Source organism: Natribaculum luteum, assembly GCF_023008545.1.
Taxonomy (GTDB): domain Archaea; phylum Halobacteriota; class Halobacteria; order Halobacteriales; family Natrialbaceae; genus Natribaculum; species Natribaculum luteum.
This window is the reverse complement of the sequence record NZ_CP095397.1, coordinates 936,677-959,533: the sequence shown is the minus strand read 5'-3', so window position 1 is coordinate 959,533 and position 22,857 is coordinate 936,677. Positions and strand designations below refer to the sequence as shown.

Below are 22,857 nucleotides of genomic sequence, written 5' to 3'. Positions count from 1 at the left end.
GACTCTGTGGTTCGAGTATGGAGTATCACGAGGCGGCGAACTTTCTCTTCGACCTGCGTCGCTTCCGGCCCAGGCCCGGCACGGAGTCGACGGCGGAGTTTCTCGCACACCTCGAGGATCCCCACGAGGGCGTCGACTACGTCCAGGTCGCCGGCTCGAACGGGAAGGGGAGTACGGCCCGGATGCTCGAGCGGACGCTCCGGGAGGCCGGCCTCTCCGTCGGGCTGTACACGTCGCCACATCTGGCGGACGTTCGCGAGCGGATCCGCGTCGACGGGCGGAAGATTCCCCGCAGCGCGATCTGTGAGTTCGTCGACGCCGCACGCGAGTACGTCGTCGACCAGGCTGCCGACGGCCAGTCACCGACGTTCTTCGAGACGATGACCACGCTCGCCCTGTGGCACTTCGGCCGCGAGGACGTCGACGTCGCCGTCCTCGAGGTCGGCATCGGCGGCCGGTACGACGCGACGAGCGTCGTCGACCCGGTCGCAAGCGCCGTCACGAGCGTCAGCCTCGAGCACACGAGCGTCATCGGCGAGACCGTCGAGGAGATCGCCCGCGACAAGGCCCACGTCGCACCCGACGACGCGCCGCTCGTCACCGGTCTCTCCGGGAGCGCACTCGAGGCCGCCCGCGAGGTCGCCGGCGACGTCGTCACCGTCGGCACCAGCGAGGCGGACGTACGGGTCACCTACGGCGGGCGGACGAACCACACCGAAGCGGTCGTCTCGATCGAGGGACCGGACTGGGACCTCGAGACGCGGATTCCGCTGCTCGGGGAACACCAGGCCGAGAACGCGGCCATCGCGGCGACACTCGCCCGCCAGGTCGCCGACGTTTCCCGGCGCGACGTAGAGCGCGGGCTGCGAAACGCTCACTGGCCCGGCCGATTCGAAGTGATGGACACCGAGCCGCTGGTGGTCCTCGACGGCGCGCACAACCCGGGGGCCTGCGAGCGCCTCGCCGAGACGCTGTCGTCGTTCGAGTACGACGACCTCCACCTCGTCTTCGGCGCGATGCACGACAAGGACCACCGCGAGATGGCGGCGATGCTGCCGACGCCCGACTCGGTGATCGCCTGCCGGCCGACCCTCGACCGCGCCGAAGACGAGGCGACGCTCGCGGAAGTGTTCGACCGTGCCGGCGCCGGGACCGTCCGGACGCAGCGGGCCGTCGAGGACGCGTTCGCGAGCGCACTCGCGGACGCCGACGCGGACGATTGCGTGCTGGTCACGGGCTCGCTGTTCGCCGTCGCCGAAGCCCGAAGACGATATACTCGAACCGAGATTCCCAAACGGATTCGGGACGAGGACGACGCCCGCCGGGCGCTCGAGGACGCGGCCGTCGCCGAAGGGGACGCCACTCGCCTGCACGGGAAGGCGGTCCACCGGGTCGTCGAGACGAGCCTGCAGTACCCGCAGGCGATCGCGCTCAAACAGGAACTGCTCGGTCTCGGCGGCGAGTGTGCTCTCTCCGGCCTCAAGCGGGGCGACGAGCCCGTCGACGCCGTGTTGATGGGCACGCTCTCGCAGTTCAGGCGACTCGTCGACCGACTCGAGACTCGATCCGACGGCCTCGCGGAGGTCGCCCGCGAACTTCGGGAAACTCTCGATCTCGACGACGAGGCGCTCGAGGTGCGCTACCCGTGGCAGGGCGGGACGACGGTGATGGGCATCCTGAACGTCACCCCCGACAGTTTCCACGACGGCGGCGAGTACGAGGCGCTCGAGGACGCCGTCGCCCGGGCGGAAGCGATGGTCGAGAACGGGGCCGGCATGATCGACGTCGGCGGCGAGTCGACCAGACCCGGTGCAGAGCCCGTCTCCACCGAGGAGGAGATCGACCGCGTCGTCCCCGTGATCGAGCGGATCGCCGACCTCGACGTGACGGTCTCCGTCGACACCCGGAAGGCCGCCGTCGCCCGCGCGGCCATCGAAGCCGGTGCCGACGTCGTCAACGACGTCTCCGGACTCGAGGACCCAGAGATGCGCTTTGTCGCCGCGGAGTACGACGTGCCGCTGATCGTCATGCACAGCATCGACGCGCCGGTCGTCCCCGACCGCGACGTGACCTACGACGACGTCGTCGAGGACGTGATCGACCAGCTCGCGGAACTGGTGTTGCTCGCCGAGAAGGCGGGCCTCGACCGGGAGCAGATCGTCGTCGACCCCGGACTCGGGTTCGGCAAGTCGGCCGCTGAGAGCTTCGAACTGCTCGACCGACTCGAGGAGTTGCGCGCGCTCGACTGTCCCGTCCTCATCGGCCACTCGCACAAGTCCATGTTCGGTCTCGTCGACCGCGACGCCGGCGAGCGGGGCGAGCCGACCGTCGCCGCGACGGCACTCGCCGCCGATCGGGGGGCCGACATCGTCCGCGTCCACGACGTTCCGGAGAACGTCGCCGCCGTGAAGACGGCGCTCGCGACGCGAGATCCGCGATCGTTCGACGACGAGCAACGAGAGTAGGTCCGCGAGGTCGGGCCGATCCGATCACGACCGCGAGTCGTCTCCGTCGTTCCTCGTCTCGAGTTCGTCGACGCGACGCTCGAGGGCCTCGATACGAGTTGCACGCGCGTCTCGTCGTCTCGCCCAGGCCCATCCAAGACCGGAGACGATCGCACCGCCGACGCCGCCGAGCGGACCGGCGACGAGGACGCCGACGGTGCCGCCGAACAGGACGACGAGAAGCGAGACGAACGCCCGTACGATCCAGGGAACGTCACTCATCGGTACGATAGCTAGAACAGTCCACGTTCGTCTTGTATCTCCCGGTAGCTCTCGACGTACCGTTCGATCACCCGGTCGCGGTCGAACTCCGCGAACCGCTCGTCGTCCGTCCGGTGCTCGAGGTCGCCCGCCTCGACGATCGCGTCGACGAGTTCGTCCTCGTTCGTGACGCGAAACCCTCGTTCGCGGCCCTCGACGAGTTCGTGGGCGCTCGAGTCGACGTGGTACTCGACGACGCCGACACAGCCCGACGCGAGCGCCCACAGCAACTCGGTCGGGAAGACGCTGTGGCGGGCCGTCTGGACGAAGACGTGTGCGCTCCTGTAGGCTGCGATGCGCTCATCTCTCGTCGTCTCGCCGACGAACGTGACGCGATCGTCGATCCGCAGGTCCCTCGCCAGTCCCTCGTAGGTCTCGCGTTCGGGGCCGTCCCCCAGGATCGTCGCAGACCACTCGCGGTCGCGCAACTCGGCGAGCGCGAGCAGGAGGCTCTCGACGTTCGCCTCCTCGTCGAGGCGGCGCGCGTAGACGACGTCGGCGGCGTCGCCGGGCGGCGTCTCCCGGATTCGATCCATCTCGACTGGGTTCGGGATCACCTCGATCCGGTCGCCGTCGACGCCGAGTTCTCGCACCCACGTCTGGACGAGTCGAGACGGCGTGACGATCCGATCCGGCCGACCGGTCGCCCACTGGCGCAGTCGCCCGTCGTCGACGCCCTCCTCGCCGTACCACTCGACGACCAGCGGCGCTCGCGTGAGCGTCGACGCGCCGCTGGCGGCGAGTACCTGTCCCGCAGGCTGCGCGCTCGCGTGGATCACGTCTGGACCGATCGACCGCAGCACCGACGGCAGCCGAAGGCAAAACGAGCGACGCGACTCGAGGTCGGGCGCGACGCCGTGGTAGACGACGTCGTCGCGCTCGAGGCGACGCTCCTCGCCGGTCCAGAACCGGGCACAGAGGACGTGAACGTCGTGTCCACGCGCCGAGAGCCCCGAGATCACGCGCTGTAGACGGACGTTCGTCTCCGTTTCGCGGTGGTGGACCGTTTCGAAGGAGACGAACGCGATGCGCATGTGGTGTCGGCACGCAGTCGCGGGTTAAAAAGTCACTTTTTCCGGTTCGGCGTCGGCACCCGTCGGGAACTTACTCGTCGTCTTCGTCGTCATCGTCGTCGTCGTCATCATCGTCGTCGTCATCATCGTCGTCGTCATCATCGTCGTCGTCATCATCGTCGTCGTCGTCGTCTTCGTCCTCACTAGCAGGTGGTCCAGCATCGTCGGGCGGGCCGGCGTCGTCGGGCGGCCCGGCGTCGTCCGGTGGCCCGACGCCCTCGTCCGGTAGCTCGACGTCGTCCGGCAGACCCGTCTCTTCCGCGAGGTCGTCTCCGTCGGGCAACTCGAGTTCGTCGAGTACGTCCTCGCCGTCGGGTACGTCGACGTCGAGGCTGTCGTCCGCTGACTCGTCGACTGGCGAGTCGTCGCCGTCTCCCGGCTCGTCCGCTTCGTCGGGCGCTGTGGCACTCTCGGCGTCCGCTTCGTCGGACGCTTCGGTCGTCGGTTCGTCGTCCGTCGGGCGCTCGCTCGTCCCGTCTTCGCCGGACTCGTCTGCATTCCCGATGGGGTCGTCGTCCGCGGCTGGCTCGTCACCGCCGCTATCCGCGCCGTTTCCAGCCGCGTCGTCCTCGAGTCCAGCGTTCGGATCGTCGTCGGCCGACGTGCTCGACGGAGGCGGTTCGTCGTCGGACGCCTCCGACGGACCGGTGCCCGTCCACACGTCCGGTCCGACGAACGCCGCAACCCCGCCGAACGTCACGAGGATGGCGACCACGATGGCGAGTACCGCCATCGTCGACGGCTCCTGGTACTCGTCGCGTCGCATTGCGTCTCGCTCTCTTTCCCGCGCTGGAGGCGCTTTGTTAGGCACGGCCCACAGCACCTGGTCGGCGGCCCTATGGACCGAAGGCCCGGCCTGCAGCGCCGACGACCGACGGCTCGAGACGAAACCGTTACCATTTCGAGTCGATATCTCTGTGTCATGGGCACGTACGACATCGAGCGATACCTGAACGTTCGCAGCGCCTACGGCGCGTCGTTCGGACCGGACGGCGACCGACTCTCCTTTCTGATGGACACCACCGGCGTCCCGCAGGTCTGGACGCTCGAGTCCCCGCGCGGGTGGCCCGAACAGCGAACCTTCTACGACGAGCGCGTGACGTTCGCGTCGTGGTCGCCCGAGCGGCCAGAGCTCGCGTTCGGCATGGACGAGGGCGGCAACGAACGCGCACAGCTGTTCCGGCTGGACGCCGAGTCCGGCGAGATCACGAACCTCACGGCGATGCCCGACGCCAAGCACCGCTGGGGCGGGTGGGACCACGACGGCGATCGGTTCGCGTTCACCTCGAATCGTCGCGACGAGGCGGTCTTCGACGTCTACGTCCAGGACCGCGACGCCGTCGGCGACGAGGCCGACCTCGTCTACGAGGGCGACGGCTGGCTCACCGTCGGCGGCTGGAGTCCCGACGACTCCCGACTGCTGGTCTCGCAGGCCTACTCGAACTTCGACCAGGACCTCTACGCGCTCGACGTCGAGACCGGCGAGCTGACCCACCTCACGCCCCACGAGGGCGACGTCCGCTACCAGAGCGCGAACTGGTCACCCGACGGCGACGGGCTCTACCTCGTGACCGACGAGGGCGCGGACACCCTTTACCTGGCCTACCTCGATCTCGAGACGCTCGACCTCGAGACGGTCGTCGACGGGAACGGGTGGAACGTCGACGGGATCGCGCTCGACGACGAGATGGGCCGGTTCGTCTACTCGCGAAACGTCGAGGGGTACACCGAACTGACGGTCGGCGAACTCGACGGCGACGATCCGACCGCGTTCGAGATCTTCCCCGAACCCGGTCTCCCCGGAGGCGTCTCCGGCGGCGTGAGCTTCGATCCCGACGCCGAGCGCTTCGCGGTGTCGACGACCGGCGACGACGTCAACGCGAACGTCTTCGTCGTCGAGATCGAGACCGGCGAGACCGAACGGTGGACCGCCGCACCCACCGCCGGCATCCCGCCCGAGACGTTCCGCGAGTCAGACCTCGTCCACGTCGAGAGCTCCGGCGTCGACGGGCAAAGCTCGTCCGCTCGCGGGACGTCGTCCCGTGCTGCCCTCGAGGTGCCCGGCTTTCTCACCCTCCCCGAGAAGTGCGACGCCGGGTCGACGCCGGTGATCGTCGACATCCACGGCGGCCCCGAGAGCCAGCGCCGGCCGTCGTTCTCGAGCGTCAAGCAGTACTTCCTGAACCGCGGCTACGCCTACTTCGAGCCCAACGTCCGAGGCTCGTCGGGGTACGGCAGCGAGTACGCGAGCTTAGACGATGTGGAAAAACGGATGGACTCGGTCGCCGACATTCGCGCCTGCGTCGAGTGGCTCCAGGCCCACGACGCGATCGACCCCGACCGGATCGTCGCCTACGGCGGCTCCTACGGTGGATTCATGGTGCTCGCGTCGATGACCGAGTACCCCGACCTGTGGGCCGCCGGCGTCGACGTCGTCGGCATCGCCAACTTCGTCACCTTCCTCGAGAACACCGGCGAGTGGCGACGCGAACTGCGCGAAGCCGAGTACGGGTCGCTCGAGGACGACCGGGAGTTCCTCGAGTCGATCTCGCCGATCAACAACGTCGAGAAGATCGAGGCCCCGCTTTTCGTCCTCCACGGCGAGAACGACCCCCGCGTGCCGGTCGGCGAAGCGGAACAGATCGTCGAGGAAGTCCGCGAACACGGCGTGCCCGTCCGAAAACTGATCTTCGAGGACGAGGGCCACGGCTTCTCGAAACTCGAGAACCGTATCGAAGCCTACTCGGCGATCGCCGACTTCCTCGACGAGCACGTCTGATAATGATGCCTGTGGCTGGTTGCCGACGTAGCCGCAAGACGGTTCGCGGTTGCGGTGGTAACGACTCACAGCCATCGTTATGAGCGCTCGAGTGGTCTCTTCGTGAATCGACCCCTCACTACTCCGCCGTTCTCGTTGCGATGTCGTGATATACCTTCTCGCGTGTATCGTGGACACACACCATCAGAAAAATATACAGCACACCAACATGATTTGGCAAGTATGTCTGCTATCCAGACATCCGCCCTGACAAAACGGTTCGGCGACGACGTCCTCGCCGTCTCCGACCTCGACCTCACCGTCGAGTCGGGGGAGGTGTTCGGCTTCCTCGGCCCGAACGGTGCCGGCAAGTCGACGACGATCAACATGTTACTCGACTTCGTCCGCCCGACTGAGGGGTCGGCTACGGTCCTCGGCTACGACACCCAGGAGGAGATCGAGGCGATCCGAGACCGAATCGGCGTCCTCCCCGAAGGTGCGACGCTGTACGACCGGCTCACCGGACGCGAGCACGTCGAGTGGGTCATCGAGACCAAAGGAACCGACGACGACCCGGACGCAATCTTAGAGCGCGTCGGCCTCTCGCCCGACGACCGTGCCCGCCCTGCAGGCGGCTACTCGAAGGGGATGAGCCAGCGTCTCGGCCTCGGAATGGCGCTGGTCGGCGATCCCGACCTGCTGATCTTGGACGAGCCGTCCTCCGGTCTCGATCCGACCGGTATCCAGGATATGCGCTCGCTGCTGCGGTCGGAAGCCGACTCCGGCACGACCGTCTTCTTCTCGAGTCACATCCTCTCGGAGGTTGAGGCAGTCTGTGACCGCGTCGGGATCATGAACGAGGGCCGACTCGTCGCGCTCGACTCCATCGAGAACCTCCAGGACGAGGCTGTCGGCGACGCCACCATTCAGATCGAACTCGAGTCGATCCCCGACTCGCTCGCCCTCGAGTCGATCGACGGCGTCCGCCAGGTCTCGCTCGAGGACGACGTCGTCACCGCGACCTGCGTGGCTCCCTCGGCGAAAGTCGACGTCGTGCGCTACCTGGACGACCGGGCGACCGTGACCGACATCCTCTCGGCTGACACCTCGCTCGAGGAGCTGTTCAACCAGTACACGGGTGAGACGGCCGAGTCTCCAGACGAGATGCAGCCGGAGGAGGTGGTTGCATGAACGTCGTCTCGGTCGCAAAACGGGACTTCCTCGACGTGCGACGGGCGAAACTCGTCTGGGCTCCGATGGTGTTGTACGTCCTCTTCATGCTCCTGTTTTACTGGGGCCAGAGCAACTCGACGAACCCGGACTTCTACATGATCCTCTGGGGTCTCGCCGGGCTGGGTGGTGCGCTCGTGATCCCACTCGCCGCGCTCGTCGCGGCCTACCTCTCGATCGCGGGCGAGCGCGAGTCGGGCAGCATCAAGTACCAGCTGAGCCTCCCGGTCTCGCGGACGGACGTCGTACTCGGGAAACTCCTCGCGCGGGCGGCCGTCGTCGCCGTCGCGTTGCTCGTCGCGTTCGCCGTCGGCGACGTCGCCGGACGGCTGCTCGTCCCCGACATGACCGTCGAGTACGACGTCTACGGCGCGTTCGCCGTGCTCACGCTGCTGTACGCGCTTTCCTACGTCGCCGTCGCGGTCGGCATCTCGGCGGCCACCTCGAGTCGCTCGCGGGCGATGAGCGGTGCGATCGGCTTTTTCTTCGTGTTCAACATCGTCTGGAACTTCCTGCCGATCGGTCCCGTCAGGATGGCCGAGTTCGTCCTCACCGAACTCGGCGTCAGCTACAGCGACGCACTGCTGGATCTGATCTTCAGTCTCAGCCCGACCGGAGCCTACCTCAACGGGATGAAACTCGTCTTCCCGGACAGCTTCCGTGCACTTCAGTCCACGACGACCGCGAGCGACGTCTTCTACGTGCAGGGCTGGTTCATGCTCGTGATCCTCGCCGGCTGGATCGTCGTCCCGCTGGCGGTCGGGACGTGGCAGTTCGGACGGACCGATCTCGGGTAGTCGGTCGACGCACCGCCCGAAACGGCTTCAGGAGATGACACCGGTTTTCTTCGCGACGTCTCGAGCGGCCCGTTCGTCCATGCCGTCGCCGAGGATCGTGTACCGGTCGCGAATTTCGTGGCAGGTCGACAGCGCCGCGACGACCGTCTCGTCGTCGATGCCGAGTTCGGCCGCGGTCGTCGGGGCGTCGATGCTGTCGAGTGCGTCGCGGATGTCCCGCCAGATCCCCCGGTCGCCGCCGTGGAGGTAGGCGGTCATGATCGACCCGATGCCAACCTGGTGGCCGTGCAGAGCCGCGCCGGGTTCGAGCCGATCGAGCTGGTGTGAGAAGAGGTGTTCCGCGCCGCTTGCCGGTCGCGACGAACTGGCGATGCTCATCGCGACGCCGGAGGACATGAGCGCCTTGGTCACAACCCAGGCCGACTCCTCGAGTCCCGGCCGGATGAGGTCGGCGTTGTCGACGAGGATTTCGGCGGTCATCTCCGAGAGCGCGGCGGCGTACTCGGAGTACTCGACGTTTTTCAGCCGGTGGGCGAGCCGCCAGTCCATCACGGCGGTGTAGTTCGAGATGATGTCCGCACACCCCGCCGTCGTGAGCTCCCACGGCGCGTTGGCCAGGATTTCGGTGTCCGCGACGACGGCGAGTGGCGGCTCGGCCGCGACGCTGTGTCGAGTGTCGCCCTCCGGTACCGAGCCGCGGTTGCTGACGATGCCGTCGTGACTCGCGGCCGTCGGCACCGAGAGAAATCCCATCCCGAGGTGGTGGCTCGCCATCTTCGCGATGTCGATTGCCTTTCCGCCCCCGATCCCGACGAGATAGGCGACCGCCTCGGTTTCGGCGGTCTCGATCACTCGCTCGACGGCGTCGAAACTCGCCTGCTCGACCGTGACGACGGCGGGTTCGATGCCTGCCGCTTCGAAGTCGGCGGCGATCGGATCGGCCGCGACCGCTCGAGGCGTCGGACTCGTCACGAACAGCGGTCGGCCCTGCAGGTGGAGGTCGTCGACGACGTCGACGGTCTGGGACAGGACATCGTGTCCGACCACCACGTTTCGCGGGAGCCGAATCCACGTCGACTTCTCGAACATATCTCTGAGGATGGCAGCCGCGATATAAAGGCGTTCTCGTCGCCGGAACCGATCGCGTTCGGATGAGACTCGAGCGTCTCACTGTCCGTCTCGAGGCGAACAGGTGGCACGCTGCGTCGAACTCCGGTGCGGTCGGCCACGCGACCGCCAGGGCCGCGACCGGACGGATCGTCAGTGCATGGGCCGTCTGGTCGCGTCTTCGTACAAAAATCCTGGTACCCTTCCGAGCGTCGACTGCAGTGTCGAATCGGCCCGCCCCGCCGGATTCGATCCTGCAGTTCATACTGCCGGACAACACGGTTCAGCCATCGATCGCACTCGAGACGCTGTCGCCAGCGGCGACAGCCGGCGAGACACGATCGAGTATTCACTGACTGTTGTCCAGTAGTATGAGGACCACTGGAGGTACGGCAGGCAGGATCAGTCCGTTCGCTCGTCGTCGAACTCGAGTGAGACCGAGTTGATACAGTACCGTTTGCCGGTCGGCTCGGGACCGTCGTCGAAGACGTGTCCGAGGTGGCCGCCGCAGTTCGCACACAGGACTTCGGTGCGGATCATCCCGTGGCTGGTGTCGCGGTGCGTCTCGATACGCTCGTCGTCGACGTCGTAGAAACTCGGCCAGCCACACCCCGACTCGAACTTCGTGTCGGCGTCGAACAGCGTCGCGCCACAGCCCGCACAGGCGTAGGAGCCGTCGGCTTCGTGGTCGACGTACTCGCCGCTGAAGGGCGGTTCGGTGCCGGCCTCGCGGAGGACGCGGTACTCCTCGTCGGAGAGTTGCTCACGCCACTCCGCGTCGCTCGCCGGAAGGTCGTCGGACTCCGGACTCATACGACCGCGTACGGTCGAGAGGCGTAAGTGTCTGTCTGCTCTCGTCGTCGGGGCGCTCGACTCGTCGGCTACCTGCCGGTGATGACGTTCGTACTGTTACAGTTCGGACACTGGGTCATCCGACCGAGCCCCGGTACGTCGATCCGAACCCAATCGTTGTCGCCACACGGGGCCTCGAAACCGCAGTTCAGACACCGAGACATCTCGACAGTGGTCGATTCGCTGGCCATACCCAACATCATGTTTCGTGGTACCATAGAACTTTTCACAGGATTTCGCTCCCGTCGCTCGAGCGATACACCCACAGAAGCGCGACCAGCCCGAAAAGCACCAGCGTGTACGCGCTTGCAGCCAGCAACGCGTCTGTGGCGGTGGCGTACTCGCCAGTCCGAAACGTGATGATCTTCCGGACCATCGCGATGATGCCGGTGTAGGTGACGAGCACGACGATCCGGCTCGTGTTCGATTCCTCGACGTATGCGATGACCGTCTGGTATACCTCGACGATGATCAACAGGAGCAAGCCTGTGTCGATGAAGCCGATCACGACCAGTGGATCCGTGATCGCGCCCGTCATGGTGGCCCGGACGATCTGTAATACGAGATCGCCGACGCCGATCGCGAACAGGACGGCGAATACGGCTGCCGCGAAGATCTCGACGGCGTGAACGAAGCACCCGATCCGTTCGATCGACTGCTCGGCGCGATCCGTCACAGCGTCGTCGGTCTCGGCCATCGGTCTCGAACGGAGAGCAGGCCCGGTACAAACTACGCGTTGTGGTACCGAGCAATGTTGTCTCTACCGTCGCGCCACTACCGACTGGCTTCGAACGTTACCGGCGATTGCGTTCTGTCTCGACATCCAGATCAGTACGGGCGGCCCGAACGGTGACGACGCGCTGGGTCGTCTGGCGATCGGTCCGTCGACCGATCGTCGAACTCGAGCGTCGACCCCTCGCTCTCCTCGCGGACCAGCACCTCGAGTCGTTTCACGCGTTCGATCGCGCGCTCGTGGCTCGGCCTCGCGACCGTCGGCGCGAACGAGCGGATCCAGAGCTCGATCGTCGTGATTGCTGGGTTGTCGTCCGGCACGTGTGACCTCCGTCAGTCTGTCCACGGACGCCACAAAAAGCGTTGCTGGCACCCTCACGCTCGATTACGAGTTCGATCCGACCGGCTCCGATCACGGCGACGCTCGTCCGACCGGCGGCCCACTGTCGCCATCTCTGTCGAATCGTCTGACAAAAACGATAGTTTCTAGAAAAGAACTTTGAGCGTGGCTCGCGTCATCGACCCACATGGCCGAACGAAGAACGTACGAGTTCGAGGGTGCGACGCCGTCGGTCCACGACGAGGCACACGTCAGTCGCGAGGCGACGCTGGTCGGCTCGGTCACCGTCGAGGCGAACGCGAGCATCTGGCCGGGCGTGGTCTGTCGCGGCGACGTCGGCTCCGTCGTCGTCGGCCGATCCGCACACGTCGGGGACAACGCGACGTTGCACGCCTCGACGCTCGGCGAGCACGTGATGTGTGGTCACGGTGCGGTCCTCAACGACGCCGTCGTCGAGAACGAGTCGCTGATCGGCTTCAACGCGACGCTCAACTCCGGGGTACACGTCGGCGAGGGAAGCATCGTCGCCTCGGGAACGACCGTGCCCGAGGGGTACGACATTCCGCCACACTCGTTCGTCAGGGGCGTCCCGGCGTCGGTCACGCCGCTCTCGGAGACGACGATCGACCCGGACGCGATCTTCGAGGAGTACTCCTCCGGCGCGTACACGAACCTGGCCGAGCGACACGGCGAACTGTTCGAGTGAGCGACGGCGCGCTGGAACGAACGGCCGGCTACGGCCGCCCTCATACTACCAGACAACAGTCAGTGAATACTCGACAGCGTCTCGAGTGCGATCGATGGCTGAACCGTGTTGTCCGGCAGTATCACTCGAGGTAGGTCATCGCCTCCTCGTCGGACACCTGGCCGAAGTTCCGGTAGAACTGCCCGACCGCGCCGAAACTCCGCGGTCGCTCGAGTGCGACGATCTCGTCCGCCTCGGTCGAAATCTCCTCGAGCGAGTCGGGTGGACCGACCGGAACCGCGAGGACGACGTGGTCGGCACCGGCCTCGCGGACCAGCCTGAGACACGCCCGCGCGGTCGCACCCGTCGCCACGCCGTCGTCGACGACGACCACCCGTTTCCCCTCGAGGTCGGGGACGTGACCGTCGTCTCGGTAGCGTTCGGCCTTCTCACGTGCGTATTCGGCCTCGTTCTCTCGTTCGCGCTCGAGGTAGTCTTCGGGGACGCCCAGTCGCGCGATGAGGTCGTCGTTGCGCCAGACGCTGCCGTCGCTCGCGACGGCCCCGACCGCGAGTTCGGGGTTGCCCGGCGCGCCGATCTTCGACGCCACGACGACGTCGAGGTCGGCGTCGAGTTCGTCCGCGACCGGTCGGGCTACCGGGAGCGCACCGCGCGGAATCCCGAGGACGACGTCGGCCTCGACGTCGCGACGACCGAGGTCCTCAGCGAGCCGTTCGCCGGCTTCGGTTCGATCAGCGAACATGATCAGCGACTACGACGCCCATCACCTTTGTTGTTACACGCCACGTGTCGTTCCCGACGGGACGAGACGACGAGATCGGCGACGCCCGGGGATTAACCGGCTGCGAAGCGAACACTCGACGGTACCGATGCTGGTCCTCGGCGACGCTCACGCTTCCGACCCGGAGAACCGCAACGCCCTCCTCGCGGCCTACGAGGCGGTCGACCCCGACGCCGCGTTGCACGTCGGCGACCTCGAGTACTACGACCTGCCAGCGCCGACGTGGTTCGTCGCGGGCAACAACGAAGACCTCGACGTCGTCGACGCGCTGCGGGACGGCGACGAGTCGCCGGACGTCCGGAACGCCCATCTACTCGCCAGCACGGCGGCGACGGTCGAGGGAGTGCGCGTCGCGGGTCTCTCGGGCAACTACGCCCCGACGAAGTACGACTGCTCGCGGTCGGAACTCGAGGGCGACCGGCGGCGACACTTCACCCGTGAGGACGTCGACCGGGCGGCCGAACTGGACGGCGTCGACGTCTTTCTCACCCACGAGGCCCCGACGGGGCTGCTCTCCTACGGCTACGACCCCGGCTGTGAGCACGTGAACGGCCTGCTCGAGGCCACAGCGCCCGACCTCTGTCTCGTCGGTCACCACCACAGACACCGCGAGGCAGAAATCGCCGGCGTGCGGGTCGTGAGCCTCGCGCCAGTCTGGGAACGGTACTACACGCTCGAGCCCGCGGACCTGGCACTCGAGTCTCACCCGACGCCCGAGTAGCCTCGCGCCGTCGAAACGCGTCCTCGAGTACTGCACGAAAACCCGACTTTCGAGGGATGAACGTCGGGAAGTTTGTCTGTCAGGTAAATTCGCAATACGACTTTATTCGAGATCGCGTCGGAGCTAGATCTATGGCGAAAGCTGGTACTCACGCGGGGGCGGACGCGTTCGGCGAACTGCCGGAAGCACAGGTCAGAGCGTTCAGGGGACTGTTCCGGGGTGAGGTGCTCACGCCCGACGACGACGAGTACGACGAGACGCGACGGATCTGGAACGGGATGATCGACAGGTACCCGGCGATCGTCGCCCGGTGTCGCGGAACCGCCGACGTGGTTGACGCGGTGACGTTCGCCCGGGAGTCCGACCTGCCGGTCGCGGTTCGCGGCGGCGGCCACAACGTCGCGGGCAGCGCGGTGTGCGACGGCGGCATCGTCGTCGACCTCACGGAGATGAACGGCGTGCGCGTCGATCCGGAAACGCAGACGGCTCGAGCGGCGGGCGGCGCGACCCTTGGGGACGTCGACCGCGAGACGCAACTGTTCGGCCTCGCGGCACCGCTCGGCGTCGTCTCGGAGACCGGAATCGCGGGGCTGACGCTCAACGGCGGCGTCGGCCACCTCCGGCGGAAGTACGGTCTCGCCTGCGACGCCCTCGAGTCGGTCGACGTGGTCACCGCCGACGGCGAGGTTCGCGTCGCGAGCGAGGACCGGAACGCGGACCTCTTCTGGGCGATCCGCGGCGGTGGCGGGAACTTCGGCGTCGTCACGTCCTTCGAGTACCGCCTCCACGAGGTCGGCCCCGAGGTGGTCGCGCTCTTTCCGTGGTATCGCGGCGACGACGCAGTCGAGGTGCTGACCCGGTTCCGCGAGTGGGCCACGGACGCGTCCGACGAGGCGACCGTGATCGCGTTCACCGCGTTCGTGCCCGAACTCGAGGAGTTTCCGGAGTCGGCGTGGGGCGAGCCGGCGGTCGCGTTGCTGGGCTGTCACGTCGGCGACGAAGACGACGCCGACGCGGAGTTCCGTCCGCTTCGGGAACTGGCCGAACCCATCGTCGACCTCAGCGGGCCGATGACGTACGTCGACCTCCAGCAGATGCTCGACGAGGACTACCCCGACGGCCGGCGCTACTACTGGAAGTCGGTGTACGTCGACGACCTCACCGATGACGTCGTCGATCTCGTCGTCGGCCACGGGACGAAGAGCCCCTCCGAGCTGTCGACCGTCGACCTCTGGCAACTCGGCGGTGCGATCGACGACCTCGAGCCGACGGAGACGGCGTTCTGGCACCGCGGCAGGCGCTACATGCTCACGTTCGAGGCGAACTGGGACGACCCCGACGGCGACGACGAGAACGTCGACTGGGTCCGCGAGGGCATCAGTCAGGTGCGAGCGTTACCCGCCGTCTCGGGCGGCTACGGTAACTTCCCCGGCTTCAACGAGGACCCGGCGCGCACCGTCTTCGGGGACAACTACGACAGGGTAGTCGAGGTGAAAACCGAGTACGACCCGACGAACACGTTCCGGCGCAATCAGAACGTCGAACCGCGCGGTGACTGAGCGTCGCTCGTCCTCCGTCCGACAACGGCCGCGAGCAGGCTACGGCCCGACGAGTACCACGGTGGCGACCCCGAGCAGCAGGCCGAACGAGGTGTTCGTGAGCAGCCACGACTCGAGCGACAGACTCGAGGTGAGTACGAACGTCGTGCCCGCGAGCACCACGGCGACGACCGGGACGACACCGCGTCCGAGGGCCTTCACCCGTCGTCCCACCCTCGCGAGCGCGTCGAGCCGACCGGCGTACATGGCAAGCCACCCGAACCCGAAGCCGACGCCGATCGCCCACGCCGAGACCGACTCCGCCCGTGCGAGCGCCGATCCGACGGAAAACAGTCCGAGCAGGACGGCGACGAGCACGAACACCGAGATCGGGTCCTCGAGCGGCGAGCTGGTCCTCGACATGTCTCCGTGTCACTAGACCGGAGGAACGAACAAAGCGATTCGGACCGTTCTCAGAACCGACGAAGAGTTACGGACGCACGCTCATGGATCTGTATGGCGAGCGACGAGATCTCTCACCCGCTTTTCGCGGCGCTGTACGACAGAATGGGGGCGATGGAACGGCTGTTGAAACCACACCGGGAGTACCTCGCCGCTGATCTCGAGGGGCGCGTCCTCGAACTCGGTGCCGGGACGGGCAACACGTTTCCCTACGTCGCGCCCCCGGCGGACGACTTCGAGTACCACGCGATCGAACCCGACCCGCACATGCGAACGCGAGCGCAAACGCAGGCGAACGAGACCGGACTCGCGGTCGACCTCCGCGGGGCGCGGGCGGAGTCGCTACCCTATCCCGACGACGCCTTCGACGTCGTGCTCTCGGGGATGGTCTTCTGTACGGTCGACGACCCCGCCGCCGCCACTGACGAGGTCGCCCGCGTCCTGAAACCCGGTGGCGAGTTTCGCTTCCTCGAGCACGTCCATGCCGACGGCTGGCGAGCGACCGGGCAGGCGGTGCTCAACCCACTGTGGGAACGCGTCGCCGCGGGGTGTCAACTCGACCGCCAGACGGTCGAACGATTTGTGGCCCACGACGCGTTTCGCGTCGACGAGGTCGAACGCCTCGAACTGGGCGTCTTCCCGGCGACGCCGTTCGTTCGCGGTCGACTGTACCGACGGCGAGGCGGCGGCTTCTCGAGGGAGTGACGTGCGGACCGGTACGAGTCACGTGTTCGTCACTCAAATACATTGGTGATCGTTCACACGTGTCTGTGTGTTCCCGGCAGAACGATACGTCAGTAGGTGGTACTTTCCTATTATGATGGTGATCGGTGTCGGCAAGCGATGCGCCGACGACACCAGACGCGACGACGATTCCTGAGCAGCACGGCCGCGACCGGACTCTCTCTGGTCGCGATCGGAACGGTGACTGCGAGCGGGCAGACGCGCTATCTCGTCACTGCGAGCGGAGCAGACGTTCGGAGTCGACTCGAGCGCGAGGGCTTCGAGGTGACCGCCGAACTGGCCGACAGGGACGTACTGCTCGTCTCCGGGCCCGAAGACGCCGAGAGCGACCTCCAGCGGATTCGTGGGGTTCGCGCCGCTGCCGCGGACGTCCGGTTCGAGGTCGACCTGCCGGAACTGCGGGCGGCTCCGGACGAGTCGACACTCGAGGAGATAGACGATCTGTACGACCTCCAGTGGGACAAGCAGGTCCAGGACGTCCTCGAGGCACACGAGTACGCGACGGGTGTGGGAACGACGCTGGCGATTCTCGATACCGGGATCTACTCGGATCACCCCGATCTCGCGCCGAACGTCGACGAAGAGCGGAGTCGACTGTTCAAAGACGGTCAGACGGTCACGGACGGGGAACCGACGGACGTAGACGGCCACGGAACGCACGTCTCGGGGATCGCGGCCGCGACGCCCGATCAGGGTGCCGACGGGTACGGGACGGGCATCGTCGGCACCGCCCCCGACGCGACGCTCGTCTCGGCCCGGGTGTTCTGGTTCGAAGAGATCGACGGCGAGGAGGTGCTCACGACCACGACCGCCGACATCCTGCGGGCGATCGACTACGCCGCCGAAATCGGTGCCGACGCGGCGAACATGAGCATCGGGACGCCGCCGCTCCCGCCGCAGGTCAACGCCGAGGGGATCCGCGTCGCCTACGAGCGGACGATCCAGCGCGCCACGAGTCTGGGCACCGTCATCGTCGCGAGTGCGGGTAACTCCGACGCCAACCTCCAGCAGGGCGGGTTCTTCACCGTTCCCAACAGCACCGCAGGCGCGATGAGCATCAGCGCGACCGGACCGAACGACCTGCGAACGTTCTACTCGAACTACGGCACGAACGAGATCGACGTCGGCGCGCCGGGTGGCGGATACGAGACGCTCGAGAAGTCGCTGGCCGACGACACGGCGTGGCCGTACCCGACGAACCTCGTCCTCTCGAGCGTGCCGCCGGAGCTCTACGACATGCCGTACGACCACTTCGCCGGCACGTCGATGGCCGCCCCGCAGGTGACGGGGCTGGCCGGACTCGTCCGCGAGCGACGGCCGAGTGCGAACGCAAACCAGGTCGAGCAGGCGATCAAACACGGTGCCGAACTCGGGACCGGGCAGAGCGATCCGGATCTCGGGGCGGGTCGAATCAACGCCGCCAGAACCGTCGAACGGCTCTGATCGCGTCACCGACCGAACCGGATTCGTCACTGCTCGAGGCTGTCCGTTCGACGACGGACGGAGGCGAACGGACGGCGTCGCCTCGAGTGGTTTTATGCGCTCGCGGACTGGCGTCTCCGGTATGAGCGACGACCGACTGCGAATGACGCCCGGCCCGACGGAGATCCCCGACGACGTCCGGGAACGGATGAGCGAACCGACCTGGAACCCCGACGTCGAACCCGAGTTCGTCGAGTTCTACCGCAAGTTGACCGACAAACTCGAGGCGATCTACGGGGGCGACGACGTCGCGATCCTCGGTGGCGAGGGCATCCTCGGCCTCGAGGCGGCCGTCGCGTCGCTCGTCGACGAGGGCGACCGCGTGCTCTGTCTCTCGAACGGCATCTACGGCGACGGCTTCGCCGACTTCGTCGACCTGTACGGCGGCGAGGCGGAGACCTGCAAGTCGCCCTCGACGGGGCCGCTCGACCTCGAGGCGATCGAGGAGACGCTCGCAGACGGCGCGTTCGACGTCGCGACGATGGTCCACTGCGAGACGCCCACCGGCACCCTGAACGACCTCGAGCCGGTCCTCGACCTGCTCGCCGAGCACGACGTCCTCAGCATCGTCGACGCCGTCTCCTCGCTCGGGGGCGCGCCGGTGCCGACCGAGCAGATCGACGTCTGTCTCGGAGCCTCCCAGAAGTGTTTCAGTGCGCCGCCGGGACTGACTGTCCTCTCGGTCAGCGACCGCGCCTGGGAGCGCATCGAGGAGACCGAGACGCGCTCGTTCTACGCCGACCTCGAGCCCTGGCGCACTGCCGCCGACGAGGGCTGGTTCCCGTACACGCACCTGACGTCGAACCTGGTCGCGCTCGACGCCGCGATCGACCGCCTGCTCGAGGAGGGACTCGAGGCGGTGTTCGACCGCCACGAGGAAGCCGCGCGGGTGTGCAGAAAACGAGCCCGCGAACTCGGCCTGTCGCTGTACCCCGAGAGCGACGACCTCGCCTCGCCGACGGTGACGGCGCTGCATGTCGAGGGGCGGGCAGCCGACCTCCAACAGCGGGTCCAAGCGGAGCACGGGATCGTCCTCTCGACGGGGCTCGCCCACCTCGAGGACGACGTCCTCCGCGTCGGCCACATGGGACACAACGCGAGGGTGGAGCGCGTCGAGCGGACGATGGACGCGCTCGAGGCGGTCCTCGAGTAGTCAGGCAGGCGGTACGCGGTCGCATACCACTGCGGCGGCGGACAGTAACCCGTTTAGGCGACAGGTGCCGAGAGAGGGCAATGAGTTACCGGATCGGACTCGTCGGCAAACCCTCCGTCGGCAAGTCCTCGTTTTTCAACGCGGCGACGATGAACGACGTGCCCGAAGGGGCCTACCCGTTCACGACCATCGACCCGAGCGTGGGCGAGGCGTACGTCCGCGTCGAGTGTGCAGCGCCCGAGTTCGACGAGGAGTGCACTCCGAACGTCGGCTTTTGCGATCACGGGATGCGGTTCGTGCCGACGAAGCTCGTCGACGTGGCGGGGCTGATCCCCGGCGCACACGAGGGGAACGGCCTCGGCAACCAGTTTCTGACCGACTTAAACGAGACAGACGTGCTCGTCCACGTCGTCGACTTCTCCGGGAAGACGGACCTCGAGGGCGAACCCACCGAAGGGCACGACCCCCGGGAGGACGTCGCGTTCCTGGAGGAAGAACTCGACCAGTGGTACCTCGACGTCCTGGAGAAGGGGATCGAACGCTACTCGTCGGGCTACACGACCGAAGACGACGCCATCGAGGAGGAACTCGCCGAGCAGATGAGCGCGTTCAAGACGAACGAAGACGAGATCAAACTTCTCATCCGCCGGGTGGACGTCGGCTTCGACCCCGAGGAGTGGGACGAGGAGGACAAACTCGAGCTCGCCCGCGAGATCCGCAAGGCGACCAAGCCGATGGTGATCGCGGCGAACAAGATGGACACGCCCGAGGCACAGGAAAACTACGAGGAGATCACGTCGGATCCCGACTACGACCACCTGACGATCGTCCCCTGCAGCGCACACGCCGAGAAGGCGCTCAAGTCCGCCGAGAAGGCGGGCGTCGTCGACTACCGTCCCGGCGACGACGACTTCGAGATCACGGGTGACGTCTCCGCCGATCAGGAGCAGGGCCTCGAGCAGATCCGCGACTTCCTCGCCGAGTACGGCGCGACGGGCGTCCAGGCGGCACTCGAGACGGCGCTTTTCGACGTGCTCGGCGTGACGCCGGTGTTTCCCGGCGGCGCAAACGGGCTGGGTAACGAACGTGGCGAGGTGTTGCCCGACTGTTACCTGATCCCGCCGGAATCGACCGCCGAGGACTTCGCCTACAGTCTCCACTCGGACATCGGCGACGGCTTCCTCCACGCGATCGACTGCCGGACGAACCGCCAGCTGGGGAAAGACTACGAGGTCGAGCCGCGAGACGTGATCGAAGTCGTCACAACGAACTAGTCGGCGGCGTCGCATCGAACGGCGGTACAGGCCGGAGGTCGGTCACGCTCGATCCCGATCACGATCGACGAAAGCGGCGTTCCACTCGTCGATGAGATTTTGCAGCCGGTTCGTCTGTCCGTACGAGAACGTCGCAGGCGAACGGTCGGTCGGCGATCGATCGGCCATCGGCGTCGACAGTCGTTCGTTCGCGGGCGATTCGGGCGTCGATTCGGTCTGGGTTGGCAAGTTTCGGGTGCTCATCGTCGGTCGCGTTGGTGTCGTGTGAAGATCGTCGGGCGGTGCGCTGCGAGGAGAGTCAGGCTGCTACGTCTACGTGTACGACCGACATCTGTACCCGCACGTTCTGCCCCATATATAATAAAAGTTCATGTTTTACCCAGTGGTGACACGTACTACCGTCTGTCACGAATCCGACGGTGCACTGCTGGCCGATCTCGAGTCGAAAATCCTGTCTGCAGGCCGAAAACCGGAATTCGCGGTTCGATCCCTCGAGAACCGTATCGTGTCAAGCGCTAGCGGCCCCCACCAATCACTTAAACGTGTGCTCCACGTAGATAGCGTGTGAGTGAAGAATCCGAGCGGAAGAACCTCCGCATGCCTTCCAGCGACGAACTGTTCGCTGTCGTAACGGAACACAACGGCGGCAACCACGTCCGCGTTCGCTGTGAAGACGGCAAGAACCGCATGGGACGAATCCCCGGTCGAATGAAGTACCGAACGTGGATCAACGAGGACGACGTCGTGCTCGTCGAGCCCTGGGATTTCCAGGACGAGAAAGCCACCATCGAGTGGCGCTACACGGGCCAGGACGCCGCCCAGCTGCGTCGCGAAGGCCACATCGACTGATTCGACGCCTTTCTGGTAGTCGCTTGCACTAGCGCAGCGATCGTCGATTCTCGACCTCGAGACCACGATTCGAGTAGCGTCGTCGACGGTCGAGCATCGTCGACGGATACAGCGAAAACGGCTACTCCGCCGGCTCTTCGGGCTGTCGTTCCGTCGCATTCTCGCTGACGACGACCGACTGGATCCGGGTACCCTCGACGTCCTTGACGACGACGACGTAGCCGTCGACGTCGACCTGGTCGCCGGCCTCGGGGGCACGACCCAGTCGATCCAGCACCAGCCCGCCGATCGTCCTCACCTCGTCGCTCTCTATGTCGGCGTCCAGGGCGTCGTTGACGTCCGAGAGGGAGACGGCCCCGTCGATGGCGTAGGTGCCGTCCTCGAGCCTGTCGATCGACGGCTCGCCTTCGTCGACGTCGAACACGTCTCGAATGTCGCCGACGAGCACCTCGACGACGTCCTCGATCGTCGCGATCCCCTCGAACGAGCCCCACTCGTCGATCACCGCCGCGAGCTGGCACTCCTCGTCCTGGAACTCCCTGAGGAGTTCGTCGAGGCGGCCAGTTTCCGGGACGATCGCGACCTCGCGAGCGACGTCACCGGCAACCACAGAATCGGCGTCGCCACCGACCTCACTCACTCGCAGAACGTCCTTGACGTCGACGAAGCCGACGATCTGGTCGTCGTTCTCGGCGTCCAGGACGGGATACCGGGTGTGACCCGCCTCGACGACGAGCGCACGGAGTTCCGACAGGGGAAGGTCGGACGGGACGCTCACCACGTCCGGACGTGGGATCATGACGTCGCGAACCGTCGTGTCGTCGAGTTCGAAGACCCGTTCGATGATCTCGACTTCCTCCATGTCGATCTGCCCTTTTCTCCCCGACCGCGTCAGCACCATCAGGATCTCCTCTTCGGTGAGGGTCTCTTCGGTCTCGGAAGCGGGGGAGACGCCGACGAGTCGCGTAAAGAAGTTGGCAGTGCCGTTGAAGACGATGATACCGGGAACGAACAGGTAATAAAAGAGCTTCATCGGTGGCGCGACGAGGAGCGCGATCCGTTCGGCTTCCTGGATGGCGATCGTCTTCGGCGCGAGTTCCCCGAACACGACGTGCAGGAACGTGATGACGCTGAAGCCGACCGCGAAGGACACGAGGTGGATGACGCCCTCGGGGAGTACCGGCGCGAGCACCGGCGTGAGAAGCGCCGCCACGGCCGGTTCGCCGATCCACCCGAGACCCAGCGAGGCGATCGTGATGCCGAGTTGCGTGACCGCGAGGTAGTCGTCTAGATTCTCGACGGCTTCCGCGAGCGTGTCCGCACCCGCCTTCCCCTCGTCGACGAGCGTCTCGACCGACGTCGAACGGATCCGGACGAACGCGAACTCGGAGGCGACGAAAAAGCCGTTCAGGAAGACGAGAAAGAGCGCGACGAGCACTCGAGTGATCGAGAGCGCGACGTCTACCATCCGTTCCTCCGTCGCCGCTGCAGAT

Annotated in this window: 23 protein-coding genes; 12 read left to right on the top strand and 11 right to left on the bottom strand. The window is 66.3% G+C overall.

Going from position 1 to position 22,857, the window contains the following annotated elements; all coding sequences use genetic code 11:
* Positions 1–17: 17 nt before the first annotated feature.
* Positions 18–2,465 (top strand): dihydropteroate synthase, encoded by a 2,448-nt coding sequence (gene folP / locus MU558_RS04955; RefSeq protein ID WP_246972470.1) that lies wholly within the window; start codon positions 18–20, stop codon positions 2,463–2,465.
* A gap of 24 nt (positions 2,466–2,489) precedes the next feature.
* Here the strand turns inward: folP and MU558_RS04950 are convergent, their stop codons facing one another.
* From MU558_RS04950 to MU558_RS04940, 3 genes are all read right to left on the bottom strand, one after another.
* A complete protein-coding gene (locus MU558_RS04950) occupies positions 2,490–2,726 on the bottom strand; it encodes a hypothetical protein (protein ID WP_246972467.1) in 237 nt (78 codons plus the stop codon).
* An 11-nt stretch (positions 2,727–2,737) separates the two neighbouring features.
* Positions 2,738–3,799, bottom strand: a complete 1,062-nt coding sequence (locus MU558_RS04945) for a glycosyltransferase (protein ID WP_246972465.1) — start codon at positions 3,797–3,799, stop codon at positions 2,738–2,740.
* Between the two features lie 70 nt (positions 3,800–3,869).
* Positions 3,870–4,604 carry an ICP22 family protein gene (locus tag MU558_RS04940; RefSeq protein ID WP_246972462.1) on the bottom strand — a complete coding sequence of 245 codons (735 nt, stop codon included), beginning with the start codon at positions 4,602–4,604 and terminating at the stop codon, positions 3,870–3,872.
* A gap of 156 nt (positions 4,605–4,760) precedes the next feature.
* Here MU558_RS04940 and MU558_RS04935 point away from each other — a divergent pair, with 156 nt between their 5' ends.
* The 3 genes from MU558_RS04935 to MU558_RS04925 all read left to right on the top strand — a co-directional run bounded on the left by MU558_RS04935 (position 4,761) and on the right by MU558_RS04925 (position 8,623).
* A complete protein-coding gene (locus MU558_RS04935) occupies positions 4,761–6,617 on the top strand; it encodes a S9 family peptidase (protein ID WP_246972459.1) in 1,857 nt (618 codons plus the stop codon).
* A 222-nt stretch (positions 6,618–6,839) separates the two neighbouring features.
* Positions 6,840–7,787 (top strand): ABC transporter ATP-binding protein, encoded by a 948-nt coding sequence (locus MU558_RS04930; RefSeq protein ID WP_246972456.1) that lies wholly within the window; start codon positions 6,840–6,842, stop codon positions 7,785–7,787.
* Positions 7,784–8,623, top strand: a complete 840-nt coding sequence (locus tag MU558_RS04925; RefSeq protein ID WP_246972455.1) for an ABC transporter permease subunit — start codon at positions 7,784–7,786, stop codon at positions 8,621–8,623. Before MU558_RS04930 ends, MU558_RS04925 begins: the two co-directional genes overlap by 4 nt.
* Before the next feature lie 27 nt (positions 8,624–8,650).
* Here MU558_RS04925 and MU558_RS04920 read toward each other — a convergent pair whose 3' ends face one another.
* From MU558_RS04920 to MU558_RS04900, 4 genes are all read right to left on the bottom strand, one after another.
* Entirely contained in the window at positions 8,651–9,712 is a 1,062-nt protein-coding gene (locus MU558_RS04920) for an NAD(P)-dependent glycerol-1-phosphate dehydrogenase (RefSeq protein ID WP_246972453.1), read from the bottom strand.
* Positions 9,713–10,132: 420 nt separating this feature from the next.
* A complete protein-coding gene (gene msrB, locus MU558_RS04915) occupies positions 10,133–10,543 on the bottom strand; it encodes a peptide-methionine (R)-S-oxide reductase MsrB (protein ID WP_246972450.1) in 411 nt (136 codons plus the stop codon).
* Between the two features lie 265 nt (positions 10,544–10,808).
* Positions 10,809–11,279: a phosphate-starvation-inducible PsiE family protein gene (locus tag MU558_RS04905; protein ID WP_246972446.1), complete on the bottom strand. Its 471-nt coding sequence runs from the start codon at positions 11,277–11,279 to the stop codon at positions 10,809–10,811.
* A 131-nt stretch (positions 11,280–11,410) separates the two neighbouring features.
* Positions 11,411–11,635, bottom strand: a complete 225-nt coding sequence (locus tag MU558_RS04900) for an HTH domain-containing protein (RefSeq protein WP_246972444.1) — start codon at positions 11,633–11,635, stop codon at positions 11,411–11,413.
* 206 nt (positions 11,636–11,841) lie between these two features.
* Between MU558_RS04900 and MU558_RS04895 the strand changes: the two genes are divergently transcribed.
* The gene (locus tag MU558_RS04895; RefSeq protein ID WP_246972442.1) at positions 11,842–12,360 is read left to right on the top strand and encodes a gamma carbonic anhydrase family protein; all 519 of its coding nucleotides are present in this window, start codon (positions 11,842–11,844) and stop codon (positions 12,358–12,360) included.
* 121 nt (positions 12,361–12,481) lie between these two features.
* Here the strand turns inward: MU558_RS04895 and MU558_RS04890 are convergent, their stop codons facing one another.
* Complete coding sequence (locus MU558_RS04890) at positions 12,482–13,102, bottom strand: phosphoribosyltransferase (protein ID WP_246972440.1); 621 nt, start codon at positions 13,100–13,102, stop codon at positions 12,482–12,484.
* A 127-nt stretch (positions 13,103–13,229) separates the two neighbouring features.
* Between MU558_RS04890 and MU558_RS04885 the strand changes: the two genes are divergently transcribed.
* Positions 13,230–13,862: a metallophosphoesterase family protein gene (locus MU558_RS04885; RefSeq protein WP_246972438.1), complete on the top strand. Its 633-nt coding sequence runs from the start codon at positions 13,230–13,232 to the stop codon at positions 13,860–13,862.
* A gap of 131 nt (positions 13,863–13,993) precedes the next feature.
* Positions 13,994–15,421 (top strand): FAD-binding oxidoreductase, encoded by a 1,428-nt coding sequence (locus tag MU558_RS04880; RefSeq protein ID WP_246972436.1) that lies wholly within the window; start codon positions 13,994–13,996, stop codon positions 15,419–15,421.
* A 39-nt stretch (positions 15,422–15,460) separates the two neighbouring features.
* Here MU558_RS04880 and MU558_RS04875 read toward each other — a convergent pair whose 3' ends face one another.
* Positions 15,461–15,823, bottom strand: a complete 363-nt coding sequence (locus tag MU558_RS04875) for a hypothetical protein (RefSeq protein ID WP_246972433.1) — start codon at positions 15,821–15,823, stop codon at positions 15,461–15,463.
* Positions 15,824–15,916: 93 nt separating this feature from the next.
* Between MU558_RS04875 and MU558_RS04870 the strand changes: the two genes are divergently transcribed.
* The 4 genes from MU558_RS04870 (at position 15,917) to MU558_RS04855 (ending at position 20,515) form a co-directional block, all read left to right on the top strand.
* Positions 15,917–16,567 (top strand): class I SAM-dependent methyltransferase, encoded by a 651-nt coding sequence (locus MU558_RS04870; RefSeq protein ID WP_246972430.1) that lies wholly within the window; start codon positions 15,917–15,919, stop codon positions 16,565–16,567.
* A 138-nt stretch (positions 16,568–16,705) separates the two neighbouring features.
* Entirely contained in the window at positions 16,706–18,049 is a 1,344-nt protein-coding gene (locus tag MU558_RS04865; RefSeq protein WP_246972427.1) for a S8 family peptidase, read from the top strand.
* 121 nt (positions 18,050–18,170) lie between these two features.
* Positions 18,171–19,241 (top strand): pyridoxal-phosphate-dependent aminotransferase family protein, encoded by a 1,071-nt coding sequence (locus MU558_RS04860; RefSeq protein ID WP_246972425.1) that lies wholly within the window; start codon positions 18,171–18,173, stop codon positions 19,239–19,241.
* An 80-nt stretch (positions 19,242–19,321) separates the two neighbouring features.
* Positions 19,322–20,515: a redox-regulated ATPase YchF gene (locus MU558_RS04855; RefSeq protein WP_246972422.1), complete on the top strand. Its 1,194-nt coding sequence runs from the start codon at positions 19,322–19,324 to the stop codon at positions 20,513–20,515.
* 42 nt (positions 20,516–20,557) lie between these two features.
* Here the strand turns inward: MU558_RS04855 and MU558_RS04850 are convergent, their stop codons facing one another.
* A complete protein-coding gene (locus MU558_RS04850; protein ID WP_246972419.1) occupies positions 20,558–20,758 on the bottom strand; it encodes a hypothetical protein in 201 nt (66 codons plus the stop codon).
* A 321-nt stretch (positions 20,759–21,079) separates the two neighbouring features.
* Between MU558_RS04850 and eif1A the strand changes: the two genes are divergently transcribed.
* Complete coding sequence (gene eif1A, locus MU558_RS04845; protein WP_265781570.1) at positions 21,080–21,364, top strand: translation initiation factor eIF-1A; 285 nt, start codon at positions 21,080–21,082, stop codon at positions 21,362–21,364.
* A gap of 121 nt (positions 21,365–21,485) precedes the next feature.
* On the opposite strand, the gene MU558_RS04840 is transcribed toward eif1A, so the two are convergent.
* The gene (locus MU558_RS04840) at positions 21,486–22,832 is read right to left on the bottom strand and encodes a hemolysin family protein (protein ID WP_246972416.1); all 1,347 of its coding nucleotides are present in this window, start codon (positions 22,830–22,832) and stop codon (positions 21,486–21,488) included.
* Positions 22,833–22,857: the final 25 nt, after the last annotated feature.